This window comes from Streptomyces sp. NPDC005866 (assembly GCF_040629895.1).
Lineage (GTDB): Bacteria > Actinomycetota > Actinomycetes > Streptomycetales > Streptomycetaceae > Streptomyces.
Genome location: NZ_JBEXWP010000021.1, coordinates 46287 through 70253, shown reverse-complemented (window position 1 = coordinate 70253; position 23967 = coordinate 46287). Strand labels below are relative to the sequence as shown.

Here is a 23967-nt window from a genome sequence, read left to right as displayed (position 1 = left end):
CCTTCATGTCCCTTTCGCTCCCCGGCCGTCGCAGCGTGCTGCGCGGCTCCCTCGCCGCGTCGGCGGCCCTGACCCTGCCAACTGCCCTCGGTTCGGCTCCGGCGTTCGCGCTGTCCGGGCGTCCCCGGGCGGACTGGGGTGTGCAGGCGGGCGACGTGACCGCCGACTCCGGCCTGGTCTGGGTCCGTTCGGACCGGCCGGCCCAGATGATCGTGGAGACCTCGGCCACCGAGTCCTTCCGCAACGCCCGCAGATGGCGTGGCCCGCTGCTCGGCGCGGACAGCGACTTCACCGGCACCACGCGGCTGCACGGGCTGCCGTCCGGCGAGCAGATCCACTACCGAGTCCTGCTCGCCGACCCCGACGACCCGCGCCGCACCGGCGAGCCGGTCACCGGCACCTTCCGCACCGCTTCCACGCGCCGGCGCCAGGACGTGAGGTTCGTGTGGTCCGGCGACCTGGCCGGGCAGGGCTGGGGCATCAACGAGTCCATCGGCGGCTACCGCATCTTCGACGCGATGGCGAAGCTGGACCCGGACTTCTTCCTGTGCAGCGGTGACAACATCTACGCCGACGGCGTGATCCCGGCGACGCAGGCGCTTCCCGACGGCAGCGTGTACCGCAATGTCACCAGCGAGGCGAAGTCGCACGTCGCGGTCACCCTGGACGACTTCCGCGGCAACTTCCGCTACAACCTGCTGGACGAGGCGCTGCGCCGGTTCAACGCCCAGGTGCCGAACGTCATCCAGTGGGACGACCACGAGGTCCGCAACAACTGGTACCCGGGCGAGGTCATCGGCACCGGCACCGCCTACCCGGCCGGCACCAAGCTCGACGACATGGCCCTGCGCTCCCGGCAGGCGTTCTCCGAGTACTTCCCCATCTCCACGATCAGCGGCCGTCCGGACGGCCGGATCTACCGCGTCCACCACCACGGGCCGCTCCTCGACGTCTTCGTGCTCGACATGCGGACCTACCGCAACGCCAACTCGCCCGACGACCAGACCACCGACCCGCAGGGCATCCTCGGCGCCGAGCAGCTGGAGTGGCTCAAGCGCGAGCTGTCCCGCTCGCGTGCGGTGTGGAAGGTCATCGCCGCCGACATGCCGCTCGGTCTGGTCGTGCCCGACCCGGTCGAGGGCAAGGCGAACTTCGAGGCCGTCGCCCAGGGCGACCCGGGCGCGCCGCTGGGCCGTGAACTGCAGATCGCGGAACTGCTGCGGTACATCAAGCACCGTAAGATCACCGGCACGGTGTGGCTGACGGCCGATGTCCACCACACCTCGGCCCAGCACTACGACCCGTCGCGGGCCGCGTTCAAGGACTTCGCGCCGTTCTGGGAGTTCGTCTCCGGCCCGCTCAACGCCGGCGCCTTCCCGGCCAGCGCGCTGGACGGCACGTTCGGCCCCGACCGGGTGTTCGTCAAGGCGCCGACCGCCGCGAACGTGTCTCCCGCCGAGGGCTACCAGTTCTTCGGCGAGGTCGACATCGACGGCGGCAGCGGTGAGCTGACGGTCCGTCTGCGCGAGTACGACGGCACCGTGCTGTTCACCCAGACCCTGCGGCCGGGCCAGGTCGGCCAGTAACTCCCGTACGCTTTTCTCAGGGCCGCGCTCCGGCGTCATCCCCCGGTGCGCGGCCCTGTCGTACTCCCCGGTGCGGGACCATGACGCGGTCTTCACCGGCCGTGGCCTGTCGCCAACCCCCCGTGCTCCGCTCCGCCCACGGTGGACGACCAGCGGGGCACGGCCGCCGTCCTTCGCTGCTCGCCGAGGCCGGTGGGACCGCGGGCGAGAGCACCCATCTGTGCGTCGCCTACGGGCTGGGGCGCCCGGCATCCGCAGGACCGTGCTCGCCGCGGTGGACGCGCTGCTGGTGCCCGCCGCACGCGGACAACTGGACGCGAAGCGGCTGGGCACCGACCTGGGCCGGCTGGTCCGGCGTGGCGCGGTGAAGCCGCCACGGCCGGCCGAGTCGGCGCGGACGGCCGCGGCCACCGGGGTCAACACGACGATATGGGAGATGTTGCGGCACGCCCTTCCCGTGCTGCTCGCCGACCTCGCGACGGCGGGGGCGGGCACATCGGGTTCGGCCCGTGGGCTCGGGGAGCTGCTCTCGATCGCCTCCGAGTGTGCCGAGCGGTCCGGGGCTCGGGGTGCGCTGCCGCATCTCTCAGGCGGCGGCCCGGCGCGGCTCGTCCCGTCTGGTGGTCCAGGCCCGCCGACTGCGGGACGCGCTGAGTTAGGGGGCGGCCGCTTGACAGGGCCAGAACCGGTCATTTCAAGTGACTTGGACAACGTAAAAATCGGAACAAAAAGAACATAAGCATGCTTTACCCATCGGTCACAGGGTGTTCGTGATCACGCAACACCCTTCCTTCACAGTGGCTGTATGAATCGAGACATGTCTGATGTGAGGCACACGAGGAACGGACGCCCTGTGCACCACTGGCGACGGGACGTCGTGGAACTCGCCGCCCTGTTCACGGCCGTCGCGGTGGCGGACGCGGTGGCGAACCTGATCGGACACGGGCCCGACGGTCCGGCACTGCTGGTGATCTCGGCGCTGGTGCTGGCGTCGACGGCCGGCTTCCACATCTGGTGGGCGAGGCGCCCAGGTCACGCACCGCCGGTGGTCGGGACCGATACCGGCGCCCGGCCGACCGCCACCCAGACGCGGCAGGCCGGGCGCGGTGCGGAGGCCACGGCGGACGGACGTATGGACAGCACGCTGTGGCGGCTGCGGACGACCGTGCGGGACGAGCCCGGTTCGCTGGCGGCCCTGTGCACCGCGCTCGCCGGGGACGGCGTGGACATCCTGAGCCTGCAGACGCATCCGCTGGCCGATGGCACGGTGGACGACTTCCTGCTGCGGGCACCGGGTGAGCTGACGGCCGGCGAGATCACGCGGGCGGTCGCGCTGGCCGGGGGCAGGCACACCTGGATCGAGCGGGCCGACGCGCACGATCTGGTGGACGCCCCGACCAGGGTCCTGGGCCTGGCGACCCGTACCGCGCTGGACGCGGCGGAACTTCCGCTGGCCCTCAGGCAGTTGCTGGGGAGGTGCACGATCCGCTCGCTCCCCGCCCCTCCGGTCGGCGGGGCCCGGTGCTCCGAGACGGTTCCCGTCGAGGGGGCGCTGGAGGACACCGTGATGCGGCTGCGCGCACCGGAAGGTGGAGTGATCACCGTGGAGCGGCCGTATCTGCCGTTCACGCCGACCGAGTTCGCGCGGGCGCGGGCGCTGGTGGAGCTGGACGCCCGGCTCGGGCCGCGCATCCCGCACAGCCAGGACGTGCTCACGCTGCCCGAGGGCGAGGAGATCACCGTGCGCCGGGCGGACACCGGTGACCTGGAGGCGTCGAAGGCGATGCACGAGCGCTGCTCGGCACGGACCCTGGGGCTGCGCTACCACGGTCCGGTCGGGGACGCGGACCGCTATCTGAACCACCTGCTCAGCCCCCGCTTCGGCCGGACGCTGGCCGTGCAGACCGCGTCGGGCCGGATCGTCGGCCTCGGGCATCTGCTGTGGGACGGGGACGAGACGGAGGTCGCGCTGCTTGTCGAGGACGGCTGGCAGCGGCGCGGCATCGGCAGCGAGCTGCTGGGCCGGCTGGTGGGCATGGCCGTCGAGGCGGGCTGCGAGAGCGTGTACGCCGTCACGCAGGCCTCGAACACGGGCATGGTCGCGGCGATGCGCGGTCTGGGCCTGCCCCTCGACTACCAGATCGAGCAGGGCACCCTGGTCATCACGGCCCGTCTGGACGCCACCCCGGTCGTGTCCCGGCTGCCGTACGACAGCGCTGCGCGGGGACGGTTCGGTCAGGCCTGAGAAGGCAGGCGGACAGCGGCCCGGCGTCCGGCAGGCGCCGGGCCGCTCGTCCGCCGGGCCGGTCTCACACCCCGCGGCCCAGGGCCGCGTCCAGATCGGCCCACAGGTCGTCGACGTCCTCCAGGCCCACCGAGAGCCGCAGCAGCCGGTCGCTGACGCCGGCGCCGCGCCGGTCGTCCGGGGCGACGACGCGGTGGCTGATGGAGGCCGGGTGCTGGATGAGGGTGTCGACGCTGCCGAGACTGACGGCCGGGGTGATCAGCCGGACCCGGGAGACGACCTCGTGCGGGTCGCCGTACACCTCGAAGGCGATCATCGCGCCGCCCAGGCGGGGGTAGTGGACACGGGCGACGCGGGGGTCGGCGCTGAGTCGGCGGGCGAGCTCGGCGGCGGTGGCGGAGGCGGCCCGGACCCGCACCGGGAGGGTGGACAGGCCGCGCAGCAGGAGATAGCCGGCCAGCGGGTGCAGGACGCCCCCGGTCGCGAAACGTATCTTCCTGAGCTGCCCGGCGAACTCCTCGTCGCAAGCGACCACCCCGCCCAGCACGTCGCCGTGGCCGCCGAGGTACTTGGTGGCGCTGTGCAGCACCAGCCGGGCGCCGTGTGCGGCGGGGCGCTGGAGGACGGGGGTGGCGAAGGTGTTGTCGGCGAGCAGCGGGACCGTGCCGCAGGCGTGGGCGACGGCCCGCAGGTCCAGTTCAGCGAGGGTCGGATTGGCCGGGGACTCGACCAGCACCAGGCCGGTGTCGGCGCGCAGAGCGTCGGTGATACCGGCCGGGTCGGTCCAGGTGACCTCGGTGCCGAGGAGTCCGGCGGTCAGGAGGTGGTCGCTGCACCCGTACAGGGGCCGTACGGCGACGACATGGCGCAGGCCGGCCGCCGCCCTGGCGAGCAGGGCGGCGCTCAGGGCGGCCATGCCGCTGGCGAAGGCGACGGCGGCCTCGGTGCCCTCCAGGCGGGCCAGGGCGGTCTCGAAGCGGGCGACCGTCGGATTGCCGAGGCGCCCGTAGACCGGCGGTCCCGTCAGGTCCGCGCCGTCGGTGGCGAAGGCGTCGATGCGGGCGGCCTCGGCGCGGCTGTCGTAGGACGGGTAGGTGGTGGACAGATCGATCGGCGGGGCGTGCAGACCCTGGCGGGCGAGGTCGTCGCGGCCGGCGTGCACGGCCTCGGTGGCCAGGGCGCGCGAGGCGCCGGGCATCCGCGTCGCGCCGTCGCGGAGGCTCACTGAGTCGTCGTGGGTGCTCGTCGAGTCCATGGGCGAAGGGTGAACATCGAGCGGGGTACGGGAAGCGAACACCGTGTTACGTTCGCCGTATGGCCGAATCCGTCGTACTGGATCCGGTCGATCTGCATCTGTTGCGGCTGCTGCAGAACGACGCCCGGACCACCTACCGCGATCTCGCCGCCCGGGTGGGCGTGGCGCCGTCGACCTGTCTGGACCGGGTGTCCCGGCTGCGGCGCTCCGGAGTGATCCTCGGGCATCGGCTGGAGCTCGATCCGGCCAAGCTCGGGCGCGGCCTCGAGGCGCTGCTGTCGGTGCAGGTGAGGCCGCACCGGCGGGAGTTGGTGGGGCCGTTCGTGGAGCGGATACGGGCGCTGCCGGAGTCGCGGACGGTGTTCCATCTGACCGGTCCCGACGACTATCTCGTGCATGTGGCCGTGGCCGACATGACGGACCTGCAACGGCTGGTCCTGGACGAGTTCACGTCCCGGCGCGAAGTGGCCCGGGTGGAGACCCGGTTGATCTTCCAGCAGTGGGCGTGCGGACCGCTGCTCCCGCCTACGCCGTCAGCTCAATCCCAGTGACGTGCGGCGGCCCGTCGTACGAGGATGGACCGCATGTCACAGACCAACAGCCCGCTGCCCCGCCAGGTCGCCGACACCTTCGTCGACGAGCTCATCGCCCTCGATCCGATCACCGGTACGTTCCTCGGCGTCAAAGAGAGTTCGAGCCGTCTGCCCGACACCTCGCCGGCCGGCAGCGAGGCGCTCGCCCGGCTCCAGCGTGACACGCTCGCCAGGCTCGACGAGGCCGAGCGGCAGCCCGGCGCGGACAGTGAAATCGAGCGTCGCTGCGCACGTCTGCTGCGCGAGCGGCTCACCGCCTCCCTCGCCGTGCACGAGGCGGACGAGAGCCTGCGCTCCGTCAGCAACCTGAGTTCGGCCGCGCACGCGGTGCGCCAGGTGTTCACCGTGACGCCCACGGCCACCGAAGAGGACTGGGCGGCCGTCGCCGAGCGGCTGCGCGCCGTGCCGGCCGCGCTGGAGGGTTACCGGCAGTCCCTGGAACTCGGCCTGGAGCGGAAGCTGCACGCGGGTCCGCGCGCCACCGCCACCTTCGTCGGACAGCTCGGCGAGTGGGCGGACACGGGCGACGGGCGTGGCTGGTTCGAGCAGTTCGCGGCGTCCGGGCCGGAGGCGCTGCGCGCCGAGCTGGACGAGGCGGCCCGCTCCGCCACGCAGGGCGTCGTGGCGCTGCGCGACTGGATGCGGGACGTGTACGCGCCGGCGATCGAGGGCGCGCCGGACGTGGTGGGCCGCGAGCGGTACGCCCGCTGGGTCCGCTACTTCAACGGCACCGACCTCGACCTGGACGAGGCGTACGCGTACGGCTGGTCCGAGTACCACCGGCTGCTCGGCGAGATGAAGGCCGAGGCCGAGAAGATCCTGCCCGGCGCCGCCACGCCGTGGGTGGCGCTGGCGCACCTGGACGAGCACGGCACCCACATCGGGGGCGTCGACGAGGTGCAGCGCTGGCTGCAGTCCGTGATGGACGAGGCCATGGAGGAGCTGGACGGCACCCACTTCGACCTGGCCGAGCGGGTCCGCCGCGTCGAGTCCCGGATCGCTCCCCCCGGCAGCGCGGCGGCACCGTACTACACGCCTCCGTCGGACGACTTCTCGCGCCCGGGCTGCACCTGGCTGCCGACCATGGGCCAGACCCGGTTCCCGGTGTACGACCTGGTCTCGACCTGGTACCACGAGGGCGTGCCCGGCCATCACCTCCAGCTGGCGCAGTGGAAGCACATCGCCGAGAACCTCTCCCGCTACCAGGCCAGCGTGGGCATGGTCAGCGCCAACGCCGAGGGCTGGGCGCTGTACGCGGAGCGGCTGATGGACGAGCTGGGCTTCCTCACGGACCCGGAGCGCCGGCTCGGTTACCTGGACGCGCAGATGATGCGGGCCGCGCGGGTCATCGTCGACATCGGCATGCACCTGGAGCTGGCGATCCCGGACGACTCCCCCTTCCACCCCGGGGAGCGCTGGACGCCCGCGCTGGCGCAGGAGTTCTTCGGCGCGCACAGCAGCCGCCCGGCGGACTTCGTGGAGAGCGAGCTGACCCGCTATCTGTCCATGCCGGGCCAGGCCATCGGCTACAAGCTGGGCGAGCGGGCCTGGCTGCAGGGCCGGGAGAAGGCCCGTGAGCGGCGCGGCGACGGCTTCGACCTCAAGGCCTGGCACATGGCAGCCCTGTCCCAGGGTTCGCTGGGCCTGGACGACCTGGTGGACGAGCTGTCCCAGCTCTGACGTCACGTCAGCGGCGAAAGCCGCCTTCGCAGTTGACGACCTGCCCGGTGACCCAGCGCGCCTCGTCCGTGGCCAGCCATGCGATGAGCCGCGCCGGGTCGTCGGCAGACCCCAGCGTCCGGCCGGGAGCGGGCGCTGTGCTTGCGGGCGCTGTGCCGTTCGGGTGTGCTCCGGTGGCGGCGGCCCGGCGCAGGCGGCTTGCTGGTGCGGGGGCCATCGGACAGGAAGCGAGCCGCGCATGCAGACCTCCACGCCTCCACGGCAGTCGCTGGAGACCCCCCGCGCCGCCGGTGTGGCCGGCATCGTCTTCGCACTGCTGCTGGCCGCCGCGATGGTGCTGATCCGGCTGGGCATCCCGCAGGGCGCCGACGCGGTCAGCATTCAGGCGGCGGACCCCGCCCGGCGCAGCGCCGTCCACGCGGCCCTCACGCTGGTGCCGTTCGCCGGCATCTTCTTCCTCTGGTTCGTCGGCGCGGTGCGCACCCATATCGGGGACAGCGAGGACCGGTTCCTGGCCACCGTGTTCCTCGGCAGCGGGCTGGTCTTCACTGCCACGATGTTCGGCGCCGCCGCGGCGGCCGCAGCCCTGCTGGACACCGCGCACCCGGCGGGTACCTCGCCCTCCCGGCCCACCTGGGACTTCGGCCAGCACTTCGCGTATACGCTGATGACCGACTACGCGATGCGGATGGCGGCCGTCTTCGTCTGCTCCACGTCGGTGATCGGGCACCGCCTCGGCATCCTGCCCCGCTGGCTGACCCTGCTGGGCTTCCTCACCGCGCTGGTCCTGCTGTTCGTCTCGGCCGCCGTGCCCTGGGCGGAGCTGGTGTTCCCGGGCTGGTCGCTGCTGCTCAGCCTGTACATCGTGGCGGTGGGCTTCCGCCGCGCCGCCGCGGCGCCGGCGCCCTGAGGGCTCACCCGTTCGGAAGGCCTCGGCGCGCGGCGGAGGGCGCGGGCTCCCATGCTGGCGTGCGGGGAGTTCTCCGCCGTCCGAGACCGGACGGACGCACTGGCGGTACGCACGACAGCTGGCCACCGGAAGGGCGAAGCCAAGATGCGCCTTGTCGTCGATCTGAACAGGTGTCAGGGATACGCGCAGTGCGCGTTCCTCGCTCCGGACGTCTTCACCATGCACGGCGAGGAATCGCTCGTCTACAACCCGCGCGCCGAGGCGGAGCAGCGGGAGCGGCTGGCCCGCGCCGTCGCCGCCTGCCCCGTGCGGGCGATCACGGCCGACGGCCTGGACGGGCCCGCGGGAAGGACCTCCGATGCCGCCCACTGACTATCTGGACTGGCTCCGCCGCGAGGGCCGGATCGCCGTCGTGGGTGCCTCGCTGGCCGGGCTGCGCGGCGCCGAGACGCTGCGCGACGAGGGCTTCGCCGGTGAACTCACGATGATCGGCGACGAGCCGCACGAGCCCTACGACCGGCCGCCGCTGTCCAAGGCGGTACTGCTCGGCAAGGCGTCCCCGCACCGCACCGAGCTGCCCCATCGGCGGGAGATCGACGCGAAGTGGCGGCTGGGGGTCGCGGCGACCGGTCTGGACATCGAGGCGAAGCGGGTACGGCTGGCCGACGGCGACGAGGTCGAGTACGACCGCCTGCTGATCGCGACCGGAGTACGCGCCCGGCCCTGGCCCAAGGAGGACGACGCCCGGCTGGACGGCGTCTTCACCCTGCGCACCCGGGACGACGCGGCCGCCTTGCTGCGGCGGCTGAAGGCCGGGCCCCGCCGGGTGTTCGTCATCGGCGCCGGCTTCACCGGTTCGGAGATCGCCTCGGCCTGCCGTGACCAGGACATCTCGGTCACCGTGGCGGAACGCGCGGGCGCCCCGCTGGTGGGCGCCCTGGGCGGGGTGATCGGCGCGGTCGCGGCCGACATGCACCGCGAGAACGGGGTGGACCTGCGCACCGGGGTCATGGTCACCGCGCTGGAGGGTGACCCGGCGGGGCGGGTGCGCGCGGTCCATCTGTCCGACGGGAGCATCATCGAGGCGGACGTGGTGGTGGTGTCGCTCGGCGCGACCCGCAACACCGACTGGCTGGCCGGTTCCGGTCTCGGCGCGGGCCCCCGGGGCATCGCCTGCGACGCCGGCTGCCGTGCCTTCGACTTCCGGGGCATCGTCACCGACGACGTCTTCGTCGCCGGCGATGTCGCCCGCTCCCCGCACGCGCTGTTCGGCTACCAGTTCCTGTCCCTGGAGCACTGGGGCAACGCGATCGCCCAGGCCGAGATCGCCGCGCACAACATGATCAGCCCGAGCGCCGGGCGCAGGCCGCATCTGTGGGTGCCGGCGTTCTGGTCGTCGCAGTTCGGCGTGAACATCAAGTCCGTCGGGGTGCCGACGATGGGCGAGCAGCTCATGATCACGCAGGGTTCGCTGGCCGAACGCCGGTTCGTCGGGGTGTACGGCCACCAGGGCCGTGTGATCGCCGCGGTGAGCTTCGACAACACGCGGTGGCTTGAGTTCTACCAGCGGGAGATCGAGAGGGGCGCGCCGTTCCCGGTGGAGTACCCGACGCTGGACCGCCGTCCCGAGGGCCGGGTGCCCGTCGACTCCGACTTCCCGGACCCCGCCCTGCCGACGCACGGCGCGACGGTGACCCTCACGGGTTACTCGCCGGCCGACCGGCAGCTGCTCTTCACCCCCGCCCGCCACTGAGCCGTACGTCACCGCCCAAGGACCTGTCATGACGCAAGCCTCGCTGGTGCGCCAGATCACCGACTTCGCCAGCCGCGCCAACCCGTACCCGCTGTACGAGGAGCTCCGCAAGACCCCGGTGCTGCACGAGGAGGAGGGCGGCCCGTACGTCTTCAGCTCGTACTTCGACATCGAGGCGCTGCTCCACGACCCGCGGATCAGCTCCGACGCCGCCAATCTCGCGGCGGCCAGTAGCGACGAGCTCTCCCAGGCGGAGCAGACCGGGCTGCCGCCGTCCTTCCTGCGGCTCGATCCGCCGGAGCACGACCGGCTGCGGCGGATCACCAACAGCGGCTTCGGGCCGCCCCACCGGCCGCACCGGATCATCGATCTGCTCCCGGAGATGGAGCGGGTCGTCACCGAGCTGATCGACGGCTTCGGGCACGCCCAGCGGGTCGACCTCGTCGACCAGTTCGCCTATCCGTTCCCGGTCACGGTCATCTGCCGGCTGCTCGGGGTGCCGCGCGAGGACGAGCCGCGCTTCCGCGCCTGGGTGGACCCGCTGGTCGCGAACCTCGACCCGGACACCACGAAGAACGCGGACCCCTCGTTCTCGAAGACCGCGCAGGAGGCCCGGATGCAGCTCGGCATGTATCTGGCCGGGCTGGTGGAGGAGCGCCGGAAGGAACCCCGCGACGACCTGCTGTCCGACCTGGTCAACAGCCACGGCCCGGACGGGCCGATGACGATGATGGAGGTGCTCAGCACCTCGGTCCTGCTGCTGATCGCCGGTCACGAGACGACCGTGAATCTGATCACCAACGGCATGCTGACCCTGCTGCGCCACCCGGACATCCTGCAGCGGCTGCGCGAGGACCCGGACCTGGCCCCCAACCTCGTGGAGGAGCTGCTGCGCTTCGAGCCGCCGGTGCAGATGGTGCCGCAGCGCACCTGTATCACGGACATCGAGGTGCGGGGGGTCACCATTCCCAAGGGGTCGCGGATCTGGCTGATGCTGGCGGCCGGCAACCGGGACCCGGAGCGCTTCGACGACCCCGAGCGCTTCGACCCGGACCGCCGGGACGTCCAGCACCTCGGCTTCGGCAGCGGCATCCACAGCTGTTTCGGCGCACCGCTGGCCCGCCTGGAGACCCAGCTCGCGCTGACCCATCTGGCCCGTCGGCTGGTGAACCCGCGGCTCGTCGAGGATCCGCCGCCCTACCGTCCGAACGCGGTGCTGCGCGGCCCGCGCCACCTCAACATCACAATGAGCGCGGTCAAGTGACGGCTGGTCAGGACGTGAGCTTGCGCAACTGCACCAGTCCCAGCCAGGTTTCCGGGCCGGGCCTGGTGTAGGCGGCGCGCACCTCGTAGGTGCCGGGCTCCAGCGGGACGCGCAGATGGTCGCCGCCCTCGGCCTCACCGCCCGGCCAGGCGGAGTCGAACAGGACGACGGGGCCCGGGACCTGCCAGCGGATCTCGTGCTCCCACACGGCGCTGTCGAGCGCTGCGGGGACCTGTGCCAGGAGCTCGTCCTCGGAATTGGCGGCGGACCAGCGTATGAAGGTGCCGTGGTCCGGCAGGAAGGACGTCGAGGCGGGTTCGTCGCCGAAGACCAGGGCCGCGCTGTCCCCGACCGGGAGCAGTCCGACGTAGCCGTCGACCTCGCAGGCCCGGTCGTAGTCGGTGGCCAGGTCCTCGCTGTCGGCTCCGGCCCAGAACGGCAGGACCGTCTCCGGGACCGCCACGAGCGGGCCGCCGCCCGACTCCACCCACTCCACCGCGCCTGGATCCGCATAACGAGTCATGGGCTGAACCTACACGTACAGCGACAGCACAGTTTCACCTCGGGGAATCAGCAACCGCAGTCACCTTCGACGGGTGCGGTCAGCGGGTCCGGAGCCCGGCGTGCAAGGCCCTGCCAGGTCTCGAACTCGAAGCCCTCACGCACCCAGTACTCGAACCCGCCGAGCATCTCCTTGATCCGGTAGCCGAGTTCGGCCAGCGCGAGAGCGGCACGGGTCGCGCCGTTGCAGCCGGGCCCCCAGCAGTACGTCACTACGGGCACGCTCCTGTCGAGGACTCGGTCCGCCTGCTCGGGGATGAGCGCGGTGGGCAGGTGGACGGCGCCGGGGATGTGGCCCTGGTCCCAGGCTTCGGTGGAACGGGAGTCCAGGACGACGAACCCGGGGTCGCCGTCCGCGGCCAGGGCTGCGGCCACGTCGGAGACGTCGGCGTGGAAGACGAGGCTCGCCCGGAAGTGGGCGGCGGCCTGGGCGGGGGCGGCCGGGGCGACGCGCAGGACGGGGTTGTCGACGGTGGTGACGGTCATGTCGGGCCTTTCGCCGGCCGCCGGTGTCGGCGGATCTCCATGACCGGAAATCTACGGCTGGTGACCAAAGGCCCTGAAGGTACGATCCCCGGCCATGACCTTGTCCGGCCGGGGATTCCCTGTTATCCATCCCCCATGACCGCGTTTTCCCCGGACGCCACCGACTGGCGCATCCTCGACGTCCTCCAGCGTGAGGGCCGGGCCAGCTTCGCCGAACTGGCGCGTGCCGTCGCGATGTCGCCGAGCGCGGTGACCGAACGGGTGCGCCGGCTGGAAGAGGCGGGCGTGATCCAGGGATACGCGGCCGTGGTCGACCCGGAGCGGCTGGGCCTGCCGGTCCTCGCCTTCGTCCGGCTGCGCTATCCGAACGGCAACTACAAGCCGTTCCACGACCTGGTCGCAGCCACCCCCGAGATTCTGGAGGCGCACCACGTCACGGGCGACGACTGCTTCGTCATCAAGGTCACCGCCCGCTCGATGCGCCACCTGGAGGAGATCTCCGGCAAGATCGGCACACTGGGCTCGGTGACGACGAGCGTCGTCTACTCCTCGCCCCTCCCCCGCCGCGCGATCGGCACCTAGTGCCTGTTGCCGCAACAGGCACTAGACCCCGCGCTGCCGCAGCGTCGAGCCCCTTCTGCCCTTCACCACCTCAAGTTGGGCGTGGATGCGGCGGCGCAGGTCGGCGACATGGCTGACGATGCCCACGCTGCGGTCGCGTTCACGCAGCGAGTCGAGAACGTCGAGGACCTCGTCCAGGGTCTGGTCGTCGAGGCTGCCGAAGCCCTCGTCGATGAAGAGGGTGTCGAGCCGGACCCCGCCGGCCTCGTCGGTGACGACGTCCGCGAGGCCGAGGGCGAGCGCGAGGGAGGCGAAGAAGGTCTCGCCGCCGGACAGGGTGGCGGTGTCCCGCTCGCGTCCGGTCCAGGCGTCGACGACATGCAGCCCGAGGCCGCTGCGGCCGCGTCCGGTGCGGTCGTCGGAGTGGACGAGGGTGTAGCGGCCTGAGGACATGCGGTGCAGGCGTACGGTCGCGGCGGCGGCGACCTGTTCCAGGCGGGCCGCCAGGACGTACGACTCCAGCCGCATCCTGCGTTCGTTGTCGGCGGAGGTGCCGGCGGTGATGGCGGCGAGCCGGGCGACCCGTTCGTACTCCTCGCGCAGCGGGGCGAGCCGGCGTACGCCCTCGGTCGCGCGGGCGGACAGCCGGTCGAGTTCGGCGCAGCAGCGGGCGGCCCGGTCACGGGCGGAGGCGGCGTCGCGCAGACGCTGGGCCGCCGTGGCGGCGTCGCGTTCCGCCGCGTCGAGGTCGGCGGGCGGCTGCTGGGCGGCCGCCGCGGTGTCGGCCTCCGCCAGCGCCGCGCGCACCGCCGCCTCCTCGGACTGCAAGTCGTCCAGGCCCCGTTGGAGTACGCGGTGGGCGGTGTCGTCGAGCCGGGCGGCGGCCGCGTCCTGCGGGGTGTCGAAGCCGGCCCGGTAGGCGGCGTCGGCGAGCCGTGCGTCGGCGTCCTTCAGATGCCGGGCAGTGTCGGCGGCGGCGCGTGCGGTGTCGGCGGCGTCGGTGAGCAGCGCAACCTGCCGCTCCAGTTGCGCGGCCCGGGCGGCGACGCTGACCGCGCTGCCCCGGGCCTGGGCCAATTCCTCCTCGAGGGAGGCCTGCTCGGCAACCAGGCCGTCACGCCGAGTGAGACGGGCGGCTGCCCGGACTTCGGCCTGCTGCCGGCCGGCCAGGCGGCGCTCGCGCTCATGCTCGGCGAGCCGCAGCTCCTCGTGCGCCGCGTGCAGGGCGGAGGCATCGCGCCGGGCCCGCGCGTACTCCTGCTCCAACTCATCTGACTGGGCGGCGAGTTGGCTGGTAGGTGTGTCGCCCGTCTCGGCGGTGGCGGCGGCCAGTGCCTCACGGACGGTGCCAAGGCGCCGCTCGTCCTGGGCGCGCTGTTCGTCGGCGCGCTGGTAGGCGGCGAGCGCACGCTCCTCCGCCTCGCGGTCGACGTGTCCCGCGAACTTCCGTGCGGGCGCCGGATGTTCGGTGGACCCGCAGACCGCGCAGGGCTCGCCGTCGGTGAGATCGGCGGCCAGCTCGGCAGCGATGCCGTTCAGCCGCTGTTCCTTGAGGTCGAGCCAGTGGGCCCGCGCGTCGACAGCCTGGCGCGCGGAGGCCAGCGCCCTGCGCTGTGCCTCGTCCGTGTCCCGGCCCAGCTCGTCCCGCAGTCGCGCCGCCTCCAGCCGCCGGCGGGCGGGTTCGCGCTGTACGGCGAGCTGCTCGGCGCGGGTCGCGGCCTCCTGGGCGGAGTCGATACGGGTCTGCAGCCCCGTGCGTACGGTGTCCCAGTCGGCGAGCCAGCCCTCGGCCTCACGCAGGACGTCCTCGTCGTCCCGCTCCTGCCGCTCCAGTCGGCCGCGCTCGTCGACGACCTCGGCGAGCCGTCGCTCGGCCCGGCGCGCGGACCCCAGCCCGCCCAGTTCCTCGGCGGCCCGGCGGGCCGCGGTGGCGAGCCCTGCCGCACCGGCTCCCGCCAAGGTCTCCGGCAGCAGCGCACGCGCGCGCGTCTCGGCGGCGGCCGCCCTGCGGTGCCCGGCCTCGGCGGACTCGCGCAGCTCCAGCGCCGGCGCCACCGTCGCCGCCTGCCGCCCCCGCTCCATCCGCGCCTGCGCCTCACGGCGGTCCGCGGCCCGCTCCTCCAGCCGTACGGCCCGCTCCCTGGCCTCGGTGAACCGGCCCTGCAGCCGGGCCAGTTCGCGTACGCCGGTCAGCGCACGGTCGGCGGCGAACTGGGCGGACTCGGCGGCGGTGAGGCGGCAGTGGGCGAGGGTGAGGCGCTCGCGCGCGGTGCTGCGGGCGACAGCTGCGGCGGTGAGGACGGCCTCGGCGAGACCGGGCTCGCCCGGGGCCAGCTCCGGCAGCTCCATCGCGTCGCCGGCTTCCTGCTGCATGCGGTGTGCGTCGGCCAGCAGCGCGGAGTCGCCTTCCCGCACCCGGGCCTCGGTCGCCTTCCGGCGCTCGGCGAGGCGTTTCTCGACGTCGGCGAAGCGCTGGGTGTCGAAAAGACGGCCGAGCAGTTGACCGCGGGCGCCGGAGTCGGCGCGCAGGAAGCGGGCGAAGTCGCCCTGGGGCAGCAGGACGACCTGGCAGAACTGCTCGCGGCTCATGCCGAGCAGCTGGCTGATCTCCTCGCCGATCTCCTGGTGGGAGCGGCTGAGGTCCTTCCAGGCGCCGCCTGTCGCGTCGTACTCGCGCAGCCAGGTCTGGGCCTTGTCGAGGGTGGTGCCGGAGCCGCGCTTCTTGGGGCGCTCCCAGGGCGGCTGCCGGGTGATCTCCAACCGGCGTCCGGCGACCGTGAGTTCGAGGCGGACCTCGGTGCGGGTGGCCGGGTCGGCGTGGTCGCTGCGCAGGGACGTGCCCTGACCGCTCTGGCGGGCGCCCGGGACGGTGCCGTACAGCGTGTAGCACACGGCGTCCAGCACGGAGGTCTTTCCGGCGCCGGTCGGGCCGTGCAGGAGGAAGAGCCCGGCGGCGGAGAGCGCGTCGAAGTCGACGGTCTGGGTGCCGCCGAAGGGGCCGAAGGCGGTGATGTCGAGCCGGTGGAGCCTCACTGGGCGACCTCCCGCACGGCGTCGAACGCCTCGCCCAGCACGGCCAGTTCCCACTGGTCGGGGCCCGCGCCGCGGACATGGGCGACGAAGTCCTCGGCGATCTGACGGTCGGTGCGGCCGGCCAGGCGGCGGGCGTAGGTCACGTCGGGGTCGTCCGGGGCGCGGTCGGGGGCGAAGACCAGGCTGAGGGTGTGCGGGAAGCGGTCGGTGAGGCGGCCCATCGGGTCGGCGGGACGGACCGCGTCGGTGAGGGTGGCCTCGATCCAGGCGTCCTCGTGCCGGGTCAGGGCGGGGTCGGCGAGCAGGTCGTCCAGGGTGCCGCGGATGCGGGCCAGGTCGCGCGGGACCGGGCAGTCGAGGCGCTCGGCGGTGACGGTGCCGTCGGCGGCCAGGTCGACGAGCCACATGCTCTTGCGGTGGTCGGCCTCGGAGAAGGAGTACGCCAGCGGGGACCCGGAGTAGCGCACGCGCTCGGTGATGGTCTGGCAGCCGTGCAGATGGCCCAGCGCGACATAGTCGACGCCGTCGAAGACACCGGCCGGGACGGCGGCCACCCCGCCGACGGTGATGTCCCGCTCGCTGTCGCTGGCCTCGCCGCCGGTAACGAAGGCGTGCGCGAGGACGACGGCACGCGTGCCGGGCGCGCGTGCCGCGAGGTCGGCGCGGACCCGGTCCATGGCGGCGGCCAGCACCGGCTCGTGCCCGGCCTTCTCGACGGCGAACTCGTCCTTCACCAGGGCGGGTTCGAGATACGGCAGGCCGTAGAAGGCGACGTCGCCGAAGGCGTCGGTGAGGACGACGGGCGTGCCGCAGGCCGACGATTCGGTACGCAGATGGATGCCCGCGCGGTCGATGAGACCGGCGCCGACGCCGAGGCGGCGGGCCGAGTCGTGGTTTCCGGAGATCATCACCGTGGGCACGCCCAGGTCGGCGAGCCGGTGCAGGGCGTCGTCGAACAGCTCGACCGCGGCGAGCGGCGGGACCGCGCGGTCGTACACGTCTCCCGACACGACCACGGCGTCGACGGCGTGCTCACGGACGGTCGCCACGAGGTAACCGATGAACTCGGCCTGGGCGCCGAGCATGTTCACCCGGTGGAACACCCGGCCGAGATGCCAGTCGGAAGTGTGCAGAATTCTCATGAAGCCGCTCTGACCTGCACGTTTACCCCTACTGCGCCTCTAAACCAGCACGAACCAGCACGGGCTCGCCATCAACACCCACCACGCTAACGCCTGTCGTCCCCCGATCCACCACTGACCCCGGAGTGTGCGTCTGTTCGCCTGCTGAGCCTGGGCGCCGACCTCATCCGGCAGGCCCTGGCCGCGCGCCGCGGGAATTCGCCAACCTTGGTCTGCGGTACGGGAATCAAGTGTTCACCCGCGTTACCGGCCGGTTTTCCGCAGAAACCGTCTGCGGCTCGCCGACCTACCCCCACCGCCCTCCAGGGTGTGCGTGCCGCGACCCCTCAGGGCCGCCCATGACCACCACCCCCGTTTCGCCCCCGCTCAACTCGTCCGCAGGCAGGCCGTGCTCGACAGCCTGGACGGACTCGTCAACCGGCTGCGGGACGGTGTCCCGGACATCGCCGTGGTCACCGGCCCCGTGGGCTCCGGCCGCAGCGCCGTCCTCCAACGGGCCGTCGACCGGGCCCGGGCCGCCGGTCTCGCCGTCGGTGTCGCCCGCTGCTCACCGCGCGAGTCCCAGCTCCCCTACGGCGCCATCACCCAGCTTCTGGGCACCCTGTGCTGTCCGTCCCGGACAGGTGCCCTGGCCTCCGGTATCGGCCCCACCAGCCGGCCCGCGGACGCCGTCGCCCGTATGTGCGACACGCTCCTGGCGCTGTCGGGGGGACGGCCCGTGCTGCTGGCCGTCGACGGCATGCACCTCGCCGACCTCCACTCCCTGCGCCGGCTCGCCGAACTCATCCACCGCACCCGTCAGGGGACCGTCCTCGCTGTCGTCACCTCCCCGCGCCCGTTCGACAGGTTCTCGAAGCGGCGGGAGCGCAGTGGGCGGGTTCCTGCCCGATGCACACTCTGCGTCTCACCCCGCTCACCGCCACCGAGGCACGAGGTGTGGTCGAGTCCCGCGTCGGCCGCCCCGCGGAGCGGTCCGTGCTCACGGTGGCCGACGTCGCTCTGCACCGCCGTGGCCGACCGGATCACGTCCCTCGGCCGCCCCCTCGATACGATCTGTTCGCCCCCTCCCGACGCCCGCTTGGGGGAGACATACCTGCCGAATCCGCCTAGAAGAGAGCTCCGCATCTGGCGAAGTGGCCCGGGGTGCGGTGCGGTTCAGATCGTCACGCGTCCCCGTAGGCCTCCCCGCCCAGTTCGAGACTTGCCGTGCCCGCGGTCGCGTCGGCGAGCCAGGCGCGGAACGTGTCCACGTCGGCTTCCGGCAGCCCGATCTCGATGGCGACCGCCTCGCCGTAACGGACGTCGCGGACCTCGCGGCCGGTGGCGCGCAGGTCGTTCTGGACCTTGCCGGCGCGCTGGTGGTCGACGGTCACCGTGGCCAGCCGGAAGCGGCGGCGGGTGATCGTGCCGAGGGTGTCGAGGGTTTCGCCGACCGCGCCGCCGTACGCGCGGATGAGGCCGCCGGCGCCGAGCTTGACGCCGCCGTAGTAGCGGGTGACGACTGCGACCACGTAGCGCATGTCGCGGCGCAGCAGCATCTGGAGCATCGGGACGCCGGCGGTGCCGCCCGGTTCGCCGTCGTCACTCGCCTTCTGGGTGGAGGCGTCGGCGCCGATGACGTAGGCCCAGCAGTTGTGGGTGGCGCCGGCGTGTTCCTTGCGGACGCGCGCGATGAAGTCCTGGGCCTCCTGCTCGGTGGCCGCCGGGGCGAGGGCGCACAGAAAGCGGGAGCGGTTGACCTCGGTCTCGTGGGTGCCCGCGCGGGCGACTGTGCGGTACTCGTCCTGCATCCGCCCAGCCTAATCCGTGGTCAAGGGCGTCCCGATGGAGCAGAAGCTTCTCGGGATGTTCGAGTGCGGGGCTGCGACGCCTCCGGCCGGCCGGGTCTCCCGAGACCTCCGCACAGAGCGGCGCGCGTCCCAGTGCCCGGCAGGGTCAGGGGTAGAGGCCGGCCCGGAAGGTGAACGAGACAAGTTGCGCTCGGTCACGTGCGCCGACCTTCGTCATGGCCCGCACCGCATGCGTCTTCACGGTGAACGGTGACACGGACATCTGGGCCGCGATCTCGTCGTTGCCGAGACCGCTTGCAACGAGAACGACCACGTCACGCTCCCTGGGTGTCAGAGCGCCGAAGCGTCGCAGCAGTTCCTGGTCGATCACCGGGGGCGGACTGTCGGTCATGTGACCGATGAGCGCGGCCGTCGCGGCGGCCGACAGCGCACCGCCACCGCCAACGACCTCGGTGATTCCGGCGACGAGTTCGGCAGGGCTCACGGTCTTGCTCAGGAAACCGTTGGCGCCCGCGCGCAGGGCGGCGAGAACGATGTCGTCCTGGTCGAAAGTGGTCAGCACGATCACCCGCGTCTTTTCGGGTGGATGCTCTTCGCGGATCCGGCGGGTGGCTTCGACACCGTCGATGCCGGGCATCCGGATGTCCATCAGGACCAGGTCGACGGGGTGGTCCCGGAGGAAGGGGACGACCTGGAGTCCATCGGAGAGATCACCCGCCACAACGAGACTCGGGTCGAGCCGAAGCATCGCCCGGATCCCGGCCCTTATGTCGTCCTGGTCGTCGACGATCAGAATCCGCGTCATCGGACGACTGCTCCCAGGGGGCTGAACTCCGCATGGACCCGGAATCGCCCGTCGTGACTGTCGATCGTCAACCGCCCGCCGGAGGACTCGACGCGTTCGCGCATCCCCACGAGTCCGAGTCCGCTGCCCGCGTCGGAGCCGCGGGGTGAGTGACCGACGCGGTTCTCCACGGTGACGCAGATCCTGCCGTCGCGCTCGCGCACGTCCACCGCTGCCTTCCCCTCTCCATGCCGGTAGGCATTCGTGAGTGCTTCTTGAACGACCCGGTAGACCGTCACGCCGACGCTGGGCTCCACGAAACCGGCGGGGATGTCGATGGAGGGTCGGATGTCGAGGCCGATGCTTTCGAAAGAGGCGACAAGTCCTTCCAGGCCGCTGAACGCCGGGGTCGGCCGGAGCGCCTCCGCCTCGGAGACGTCGTCCCCGAGGCGGAGGAGCGCGAGGATGCGTTGCGTTTCGACGACGACGGTGCGGGCGCTGGATCTGGCTGAGACGAGGGCCTGCCGGGAGGACTCGGCGTCTTCGGGCAGCCCGATTTCCGCGGCACCGAGGTGCAGGCTCAGCATCGCGACCTGGTGGCCGATGACGTCGTGGAGGTCTCGGGCGATGCGGAGTCGTTCTTCGGTCACTCGTCGGGTGGCTTCGATCTCGCGGGTGGCGATGGCGCTTTCGGCCCGTTCCTCCAGGGTCCACCAGTGGTCTCGATGGATGCGGAGCGCGGCCCCTGTCGCACCTCCCGCCATGGCTGAGAAGAGGGCGGCCGCTCCCACGACCGCGCCGCCACGGAATCCTCCGAGCGTCATGAACGCGCCCAGGAAGAACGCCGCCACGATGCCGGTTCCGGCCAGCGGCTGCTTTCCCCTGAGGGTGACCGAGAACAGCACGAGCACCGCCATCATCCACACCGACAGGGGGTCCTGGCCCACCGCTGTGACGGCGAAGGACGCCGTGCTCGTCACGACCAGTCCTGCCCACGGCTTCCACCACGAGAGGGTGACACCGCCGCCGGCGAGGAGCACGGAGAGGGCCGTCGGCCAGTCCGACCCTCTCAGCATCACTGCCACGATCTGACCGGTGAACACCAGCGCGGCCACTGAGTAGGCGACTCGGTGCAGCACCTCGGGGCGGCGGACCCACAGCGGTGCCGCGGGCCCGTCCTGACTGTTCTGCGCCTTGACCATGAGCTGATTCTCGTTCACGTGTGCGGCGGCCGTGTACTTCGAACGATGTAGACGGCGAAGCTGCTTCGGTCGACGGAGACGGCAGGACTCATTCCATCGAAGTGGACGGCAGAACTACTTCGTTCGAAGTACGTGGCCCCTCCCGAGCCCGCTGAGACTCGTCATCGAGGCGACCGTCTCACACCGTCACGATGACAACGGGACACCCGATGACTCAGACCACCGTAACTTCGACAACTTCGACCACGGCCACCCCGACGCCCTCCGGGCTCCGATCGCTCTACCTGATCCGAGTCGTCTTCTCCCTGATCTGGGTGGCACTCGTCTTCACCACCTCCGCCTCGCTCGTGTCGACGGACAGGCCCACAGTGATCGCGGCCGTGCTGCTCATCGTCTACCCCCTGTGGGACGCCATCGCCACGCTCCTCGAGCGTCGCCTGGCCGGCACCGGCTCCGCGAACCGCGTCAGTACCGTCAACATGGGTCTCGGCCTCGCCACCACCGCCGGAATGATCATCGCCGTCTTCTCCACCATCGGGACGGCCCTTCTCGTGTTCGGCGTCTGGGCCCTCCTTTCCGGGGCCATCCAGCTCGTCGTGGCGATCCGACGCCGGCGCACCGTCGGCGCCCAGTGGCCCATGGTCATCAGCGGCGGACAGTCCGTCCTCGCCGGTGCCACCGTCGCTGCCACGTCCGCGTCGGCGACGAGCGGCCTGTCCACCGTCGCCGGCTACTCCGCCTTCGGTGCCTTCTGGTTCCTTGTCTCCGTCATCGCCCTGAGCATCCGCAGCCGACGCGAGAAGCGTTGACCGCCGCCGTCGGAGCCACCGCCTTTCCTGGAGGCGCGGCGTCTTCACCAGAGGTACGACCACCTGAGGAGAGACATGACCATCGACATTCAGCTGAACGACGGAAGCAGGATGCCCGCCAGAGCACACCCGACAAAAAACCACCGCCGCGGATCGCGGCCGCGCTCCACAACGGCTGCCGCAGCTGCAGCTACCCCTCGCGCGCACGCGAGACCCTCTGACGCTGCCGGCTACCTCTTCTCCCCCCGAGGCACCGTCACCTCCGTCAGCAGTGCCGTCCCCGGACCCAGCGCCGCCCACCCCGTCCCGTGCCAGGCCAGGACGGCGATCGCCGATGTCGGGAACTTCTTCCGCACCTGCTCCAGGGTGTCGTCGAGGCCGTCCCCGGCCAGTTCCAGGACCAGTTCCTCCAGTCCCGGGTTGTGCCCGACCAGCAGCAGCGTCTCCACCTCGGCCGGGATCTCGTGCACGACCTCCAGGAGGTCGGGTACGTCGGCCGCGTACACCCGCCCGTCGTGGCGCACCGGCGGTGGCGTCCCCCACTGGCCGGAGGCCAGGTCCCAGGTCTGCCGGGCACGCACCGCGGTGGAGCAGACCGCGAGGTCGGGCAGGCAGTCGGACGCGGCGAGGGCGCGGCCGGCGGCGGGGGCGTCGCGGCGGCCGCGGGCCGTGAGCGGGCGCAGGTGGTCGGGGACGCCCTCGGGCCAGGCCGACTTGGCATGCCGCAGGACGACCAGGCGGCGCAGCGGGCCCGCACCCGCCCGGGCGATCACGCGGCGCTCCCGAGGTCGCGGGTGAGGTCGAGGGCGAGCAGCCGGTCGGCGTAGGCGCAGGTCTCGAAGCGGGCGCCGGCGGGGATCTCGGGCTGGTTCTCCATCCAGCGCAGGACGCCGAGCACCCCGGGTACGTCGAGGTCGTCCTCCCAGGCGTCCCGCAGCCGCCCCCGCAGCTTCTCGGGCACCGGCCGTGAGGGGCTGCGCGCCCACTGGGCCACCGCCTGACGCAGCCGCCCGAGTCGCCGGCCGGCCGCGTCGAGGTCGCCGGCGCCGAGGTGGACGGCCGCGCCGCGCGGGGCGTCGAGGAGGGCGAGCCGGAGTGCGGCGGGGTCGGCCAGCCCGTTGAGGACGTCGGCGTCGCGGCCGCCGGCGGGGGCGACGGCGACGGTCACCCCGGCGCCGGGTACGGTCACGCCCTGCGCCGCCACATGGACGACCTGTGCCTCGCCCAGTCCGGACGCGAGGTCGCGGCCGTCCTCGAAGGGGCGGATGCCGAGGGTGGTGGCGGCGGCGTGCAGCTCGGCCTGGTGGTGGTCGGCCGTGAGCAGAGGCAGGACCGGGGTGCCGCCGATCTCCAGGGCGCGCAGGAGCAGGTCGGTGGTGAGCAGGACCCGCAGCGCGGTCAGGTCGTACCCGGAGGCATGGGCCTCGACCCGGGTCAGGGCGCGGCGGGCGGGGGCGGCGGTGACGGTCTCACCGGTCTTGGCGTCGAGGATGCGCAGCACGGGCTGAGCGTAGGCGGGTGGAAGGCCGTACGCAGGCACCTTGCGCCGATTCCGGTCACCGTGGCGGGACATGCGGGACATGGGACACCTTCTGCCGCGAAGACTGTCCTGACGGTACTGCGCGGGTCTGGCCCAGGCCAGGGAATCAGGGTCCGGCGGGCGCTGTTGGCACGGCGGATGTTCCCCCGAGCCGAGGAGGCCGACGGTGTACGGCGACGAAGCGACGATCCGCAGGATCCTGACCGAGACGGGCGACACCTGGGCGGTGGTCGGCCTGTCGTCCAACCGGGGACGCGTGGCGTACGGGGTGGCGCAGGTGCTGCAGCGGTTCGGCAAGCGGATCGTGCCGGTCCACCCCAAGGCGGAGACGGTGCACGGGGAGCAGGGCTACGCCTCGCTCGCGGACATCCCCTTCGACGTCGACGTGGTGGACGTCTTCGTCAACGGCGAGCTGGCCGGCGCGGTCGCTGACGAGGCGGTGACGAAGGGCGCGAAGGCGGTGTGGTTCCAGCTCGGGGTGGTCGACGAGGCGGCGTACGAGCGGGTCCGTGCCGCGGGTCTGGACATGGTCATGGACCGCTGCCCGGCCATCGAAATTCCCCGCCTGAAGTAGGTCTGTCTTACCCTCTTCTCACATTTCCCAACTGAATACGGACATTCTGTGACCCTCGCTGACCTGTGCAAAAGCTTTGACCAAGACAGGAAGGATCGAGGGTCAAGTTTTGGGAAACACTCTTCAGCCCGCGCGGCTTGCGCCCGTAACTTGTGGCCTCTTGCTCGTTAAATCTGCGTTCAGAATCTGAGAGGCCACT

General features: G+C 72.0%; 21 protein-coding genes and 3 pseudogenes. 13 read left to right on the top strand and 11 right to left on the bottom strand.

All coding sequences use genetic code 11. The annotated features are described in order from the left end of the window. The first annotated feature begins 5 nt into the window (after positions 1-5). The 3 genes and pseudogenes from ABZ396_RS27875 (at position 6) to ABZ396_RS27865 (ending at position 3831) form a co-directional block, all read left to right on the top strand. The gene (locus ABZ396_RS27875; protein WP_358922129.1) at positions 6-1586 is read left to right on the top strand and encodes an alkaline phosphatase D family protein; all 1581 of its coding nucleotides are present in this window, start codon (positions 6-8) and stop codon (positions 1584-1586) included. Between the two features lie 176 nt (positions 1587-1762). Beyond that, positions 1763-2245, top strand: a pseudogene (locus ABZ396_RS27870) (hypothetical protein); the annotation flags it as partial. A 194-nt stretch (positions 2246-2439) separates the two neighbouring features. Next, a complete protein-coding gene (locus tag ABZ396_RS27865) occupies positions 2440-3831 on the top strand; it encodes a GNAT family N-acetyltransferase (protein WP_358922131.1) in 1392 nt (463 codons plus the stop codon). A 64-nt stretch (positions 3832-3895) separates the two neighbouring features. Here ABZ396_RS27865 and ABZ396_RS27860 read toward each other — a convergent pair whose 3' ends face one another. Then, the gene (locus ABZ396_RS27860) at positions 3896-5029 is read right to left on the bottom strand and encodes an aminotransferase class I/II-fold pyridoxal phosphate-dependent enzyme (RefSeq protein WP_358922158.1); all 1134 of its coding nucleotides are present in this window, start codon (positions 5027-5029) and stop codon (positions 3896-3898) included. A 116-nt stretch (positions 5030-5145) separates the two neighbouring features. Here ABZ396_RS27860 and ABZ396_RS27855 point away from each other — a divergent pair, with 116 nt between their 5' ends. Beyond that, positions 5146-5637, top strand: a complete 492-nt coding sequence (locus ABZ396_RS27855; protein WP_358922133.1) for an Lrp/AsnC family transcriptional regulator — start codon at positions 5146-5148, stop codon at positions 5635-5637. A 33-nt stretch (positions 5638-5670) separates the two neighbouring features. Further along, positions 5671-7359: a DUF885 domain-containing protein gene (locus ABZ396_RS27850; protein ID WP_358922135.1), complete on the top strand. Its 1689-nt coding sequence runs from the start codon at positions 5671-5673 to the stop codon at positions 7357-7359. Between the two features lie 7 nt (positions 7360-7366). Here the strand turns inward: ABZ396_RS27850 and ABZ396_RS27845 are convergent. Then, a pseudogene (locus tag ABZ396_RS27845) lies at positions 7367-7485 on the bottom strand (SDR family oxidoreductase); the annotation flags it as partial. A gap of 112 nt (positions 7486-7597) precedes the next feature. On the opposite strand from ABZ396_RS27845, the gene ABZ396_RS27840 reads away from it, so the two are divergent. From ABZ396_RS27840 to ABZ396_RS27825, 4 genes are all read left to right on the top strand, one after another. Continuing rightward, positions 7598-8269 (top strand): hypothetical protein, encoded by a 672-nt coding sequence (locus tag ABZ396_RS27840; protein WP_358922137.1) that lies wholly within the window; start codon positions 7598-7600, stop codon positions 8267-8269. 144 nt (positions 8270-8413) lie between these two features. After that, entirely contained in the window at positions 8414-8641 is a 228-nt protein-coding gene (locus ABZ396_RS27835) for a ferredoxin (protein WP_358922139.1), read from the top strand. After that, the gene (locus ABZ396_RS27830) at positions 8628-10022 is read left to right on the top strand and encodes an FAD-dependent oxidoreductase (RefSeq protein WP_358922141.1); all 1395 of its coding nucleotides are present in this window, start codon (positions 8628-8630) and stop codon (positions 10020-10022) included. Before ABZ396_RS27835 ends, ABZ396_RS27830 begins: the two co-directional genes overlap by 14 nt. A gap of 28 nt (positions 10023-10050) precedes the next feature. Continuing rightward, complete coding sequence (locus ABZ396_RS27825; protein ID WP_358922143.1) at positions 10051-11286, top strand: cytochrome P450; 1236 nt, start codon at positions 10051-10053, stop codon at positions 11284-11286. 7 nt (positions 11287-11293) lie between these two features. Here ABZ396_RS27825 and ABZ396_RS27820 read toward each other — a convergent pair whose 3' ends face one another. After that, complete coding sequence (locus tag ABZ396_RS27820) at positions 11294-11809, bottom strand: immunity 21 family protein (RefSeq protein ID WP_358922144.1); 516 nt, start codon at positions 11807-11809, stop codon at positions 11294-11296. 47 nt (positions 11810-11856) lie between these two features. Continuing rightward, the gene (locus ABZ396_RS27815; protein WP_358922146.1) at positions 11857-12333 is read right to left on the bottom strand and encodes a rhodanese-like domain-containing protein; all 477 of its coding nucleotides are present in this window, start codon (positions 12331-12333) and stop codon (positions 11857-11859) included. Between the two features lie 135 nt (positions 12334-12468). On the opposite strand from ABZ396_RS27815, the gene ABZ396_RS27810 reads away from it, so the two are divergent. Continuing rightward, complete coding sequence (locus tag ABZ396_RS27810; RefSeq protein ID WP_358922148.1) at positions 12469-12915, top strand: Lrp/AsnC family transcriptional regulator; 447 nt, start codon at positions 12469-12471, stop codon at positions 12913-12915. Positions 12916-12936: 21 nt separating this feature from the next. Here the strand turns inward: ABZ396_RS27810 and ABZ396_RS27805 are convergent, their stop codons facing one another. Next, a complete protein-coding gene (locus ABZ396_RS27805; protein ID WP_359186224.1) occupies positions 12937-15927 on the bottom strand; it encodes an SMC family ATPase in 2991 nt (996 codons plus the stop codon). Beyond that, entirely contained in the window at positions 15924-17069 is a 1146-nt protein-coding gene (locus ABZ396_RS27800; protein WP_358923793.1) for an exonuclease SbcCD subunit D, read from the bottom strand. The genes ABZ396_RS27805 and ABZ396_RS27800 overlap by 4 nt, the downstream gene beginning before the upstream one ends. A gap of 307 nt (positions 17070-17376) precedes the next feature. Here ABZ396_RS27800 and ABZ396_RS27795 point away from each other — a divergent pair. Beyond that, positions 17377-17871: pseudogene (locus ABZ396_RS27795) on the top strand (ATP-binding protein); the annotation flags it as partial. Positions 17872-18232: 361 nt separating this feature from the next. On the opposite strand, the gene ABZ396_RS27790 reads toward ABZ396_RS27795, so the two are convergent. The 3 genes from ABZ396_RS27790 to ABZ396_RS27780 all read right to left on the bottom strand — a co-directional run bounded on the left by ABZ396_RS27790 (position 18233) and on the right by ABZ396_RS27780 (position 20863). Continuing rightward, positions 18233-18859, bottom strand: coding sequence for a YigZ family protein (locus tag ABZ396_RS27790; RefSeq protein WP_358923795.1), 627 nt, complete (start codon positions 18857-18859; stop codon positions 18233-18235). A 145-nt stretch (positions 18860-19004) separates the two neighbouring features. Further along, a complete protein-coding gene (locus tag ABZ396_RS27785) occupies positions 19005-19664 on the bottom strand; it encodes a response regulator transcription factor (protein ID WP_358923797.1) in 660 nt (219 codons plus the stop codon). Further along, the gene (locus ABZ396_RS27780; RefSeq protein ID WP_358923799.1) at positions 19661-20863 is read right to left on the bottom strand and encodes a histidine kinase; all 1203 of its coding nucleotides are present in this window, start codon (positions 20861-20863) and stop codon (positions 19661-19663) included. Before ABZ396_RS27780 ends, ABZ396_RS27785 begins: the two co-directional genes overlap by 4 nt. 191 nt (positions 20864-21054) lie before the next feature. On the opposite strand from ABZ396_RS27780, the gene ABZ396_RS27775 reads away from it, so the two are divergent. Then, positions 21055-21654, top strand: coding sequence for a DUF308 domain-containing protein (locus ABZ396_RS27775; protein ID WP_358923801.1), 600 nt, complete (start codon positions 21055-21057; stop codon positions 21652-21654). Between the two features lie 230 nt (positions 21655-21884). Here the strand turns inward: ABZ396_RS27775 and ABZ396_RS27770 are convergent, their stop codons facing one another. Continuing rightward, positions 21885-22427 carry a histidine phosphatase family protein gene (locus ABZ396_RS27770; protein WP_358923803.1) on the bottom strand — a complete coding sequence of 181 codons (543 nt, stop codon included), beginning with the start codon at positions 22425-22427 and terminating at the stop codon, positions 21885-21887. Continuing rightward, complete coding sequence (locus tag ABZ396_RS27765) at positions 22424-23155, bottom strand: hypothetical protein (RefSeq protein ID WP_358923804.1); 732 nt, start codon at positions 23153-23155, stop codon at positions 22424-22426. Before ABZ396_RS27765 ends, ABZ396_RS27770 begins: the two co-directional genes overlap by 4 nt. A 205-nt stretch (positions 23156-23360) precedes the next feature. Between ABZ396_RS27765 and ABZ396_RS27760 the strand changes: the two genes are divergently transcribed. Then, positions 23361-23768 (top strand): CoA-binding protein, encoded by a 408-nt coding sequence (locus tag ABZ396_RS27760; protein WP_358923806.1) that lies wholly within the window; start codon positions 23361-23363, stop codon positions 23766-23768. Positions 23769-23967 lie beyond the last annotated feature (199 nt).

Bases quoted from the DNA above. Each gene is read 5' to 3' on its own strand.
- ABZ396_RS27875 (WP_358922129.1), top strand. From the start codon at position 6: ATGTCCCTTTCGCTCCCCGGCCGTCGCAGCGTGCTGCGCGGCTCCCTC.
- ABZ396_RS27860 (WP_358922158.1), bottom strand. From the start codon at position 5,029: ATGCCCGGCGCCTCGCGCGCCCTGGCCACCGAGGCCGTGCACGCCGGC.
- ABZ396_RS27855 (WP_358922133.1), top strand. From the start codon at position 5,146: ATGGCCGAATCCGTCGTACTGGATCCGGTCGATCTGCATCTGTTGCGG.
- ABZ396_RS27850 (WP_358922135.1), top strand. From the start codon at position 5,671: ATGTCACAGACCAACAGCCCGCTGCCCCGCCAGGTCGCCGACACCTTC.
- ABZ396_RS27840 (WP_358922137.1), top strand. From the start codon at position 7,598: ATGCAGACCTCCACGCCTCCACGGCAGTCGCTGGAGACCCCCCGCGCC.
- ABZ396_RS27835 (WP_358922139.1), top strand. From the start codon at position 8,414: ATGCGCCTTGTCGTCGATCTGAACAGGTGTCAGGGATACGCGCAGTGC.
- ABZ396_RS27830 (WP_358922141.1), top strand. From the start codon at position 8,628: ATGCCGCCCACTGACTATCTGGACTGGCTCCGCCGCGAGGGCCGGATC.
- ABZ396_RS27825 (WP_358922143.1), top strand. From the start codon at position 10,051: ATGACGCAAGCCTCGCTGGTGCGCCAGATCACCGACTTCGCCAGCCGC.
- ABZ396_RS27820 (WP_358922144.1), bottom strand. From the start codon at position 11,809: ATGACTCGTTATGCGGATCCAGGCGCGGTGGAGTGGGTGGAGTCGGGC.
- ABZ396_RS27815 (WP_358922146.1), bottom strand. From the start codon at position 12,333: ATGACCGTCACCACCGTCGACAACCCCGTCCTGCGCGTCGCCCCGGCC.
- ABZ396_RS27810 (WP_358922148.1), top strand. From the start codon at position 12,469: ATGACCGCGTTTTCCCCGGACGCCACCGACTGGCGCATCCTCGACGTC.
- ABZ396_RS27800 (WP_358923793.1), bottom strand. From the start codon at position 17,069: ATGAGAATTCTGCACACTTCCGACTGGCATCTCGGCCGGGTGTTCCAC.
- ABZ396_RS27790 (WP_358923795.1), bottom strand. From the start codon at position 18,859: ATGCAGGACGAGTACCGCACAGTCGCCCGCGCGGGCACCCACGAGACC.
- ABZ396_RS27785 (WP_358923797.1), bottom strand. From the start codon at position 19,664: ATGACGCGGATTCTGATCGTCGACGACCAGGACGACATAAGGGCCGGG.
- ABZ396_RS27775 (WP_358923801.1), top strand. From the start codon at position 21,055: ATGACTCAGACCACCGTAACTTCGACAACTTCGACCACGGCCACCCCG.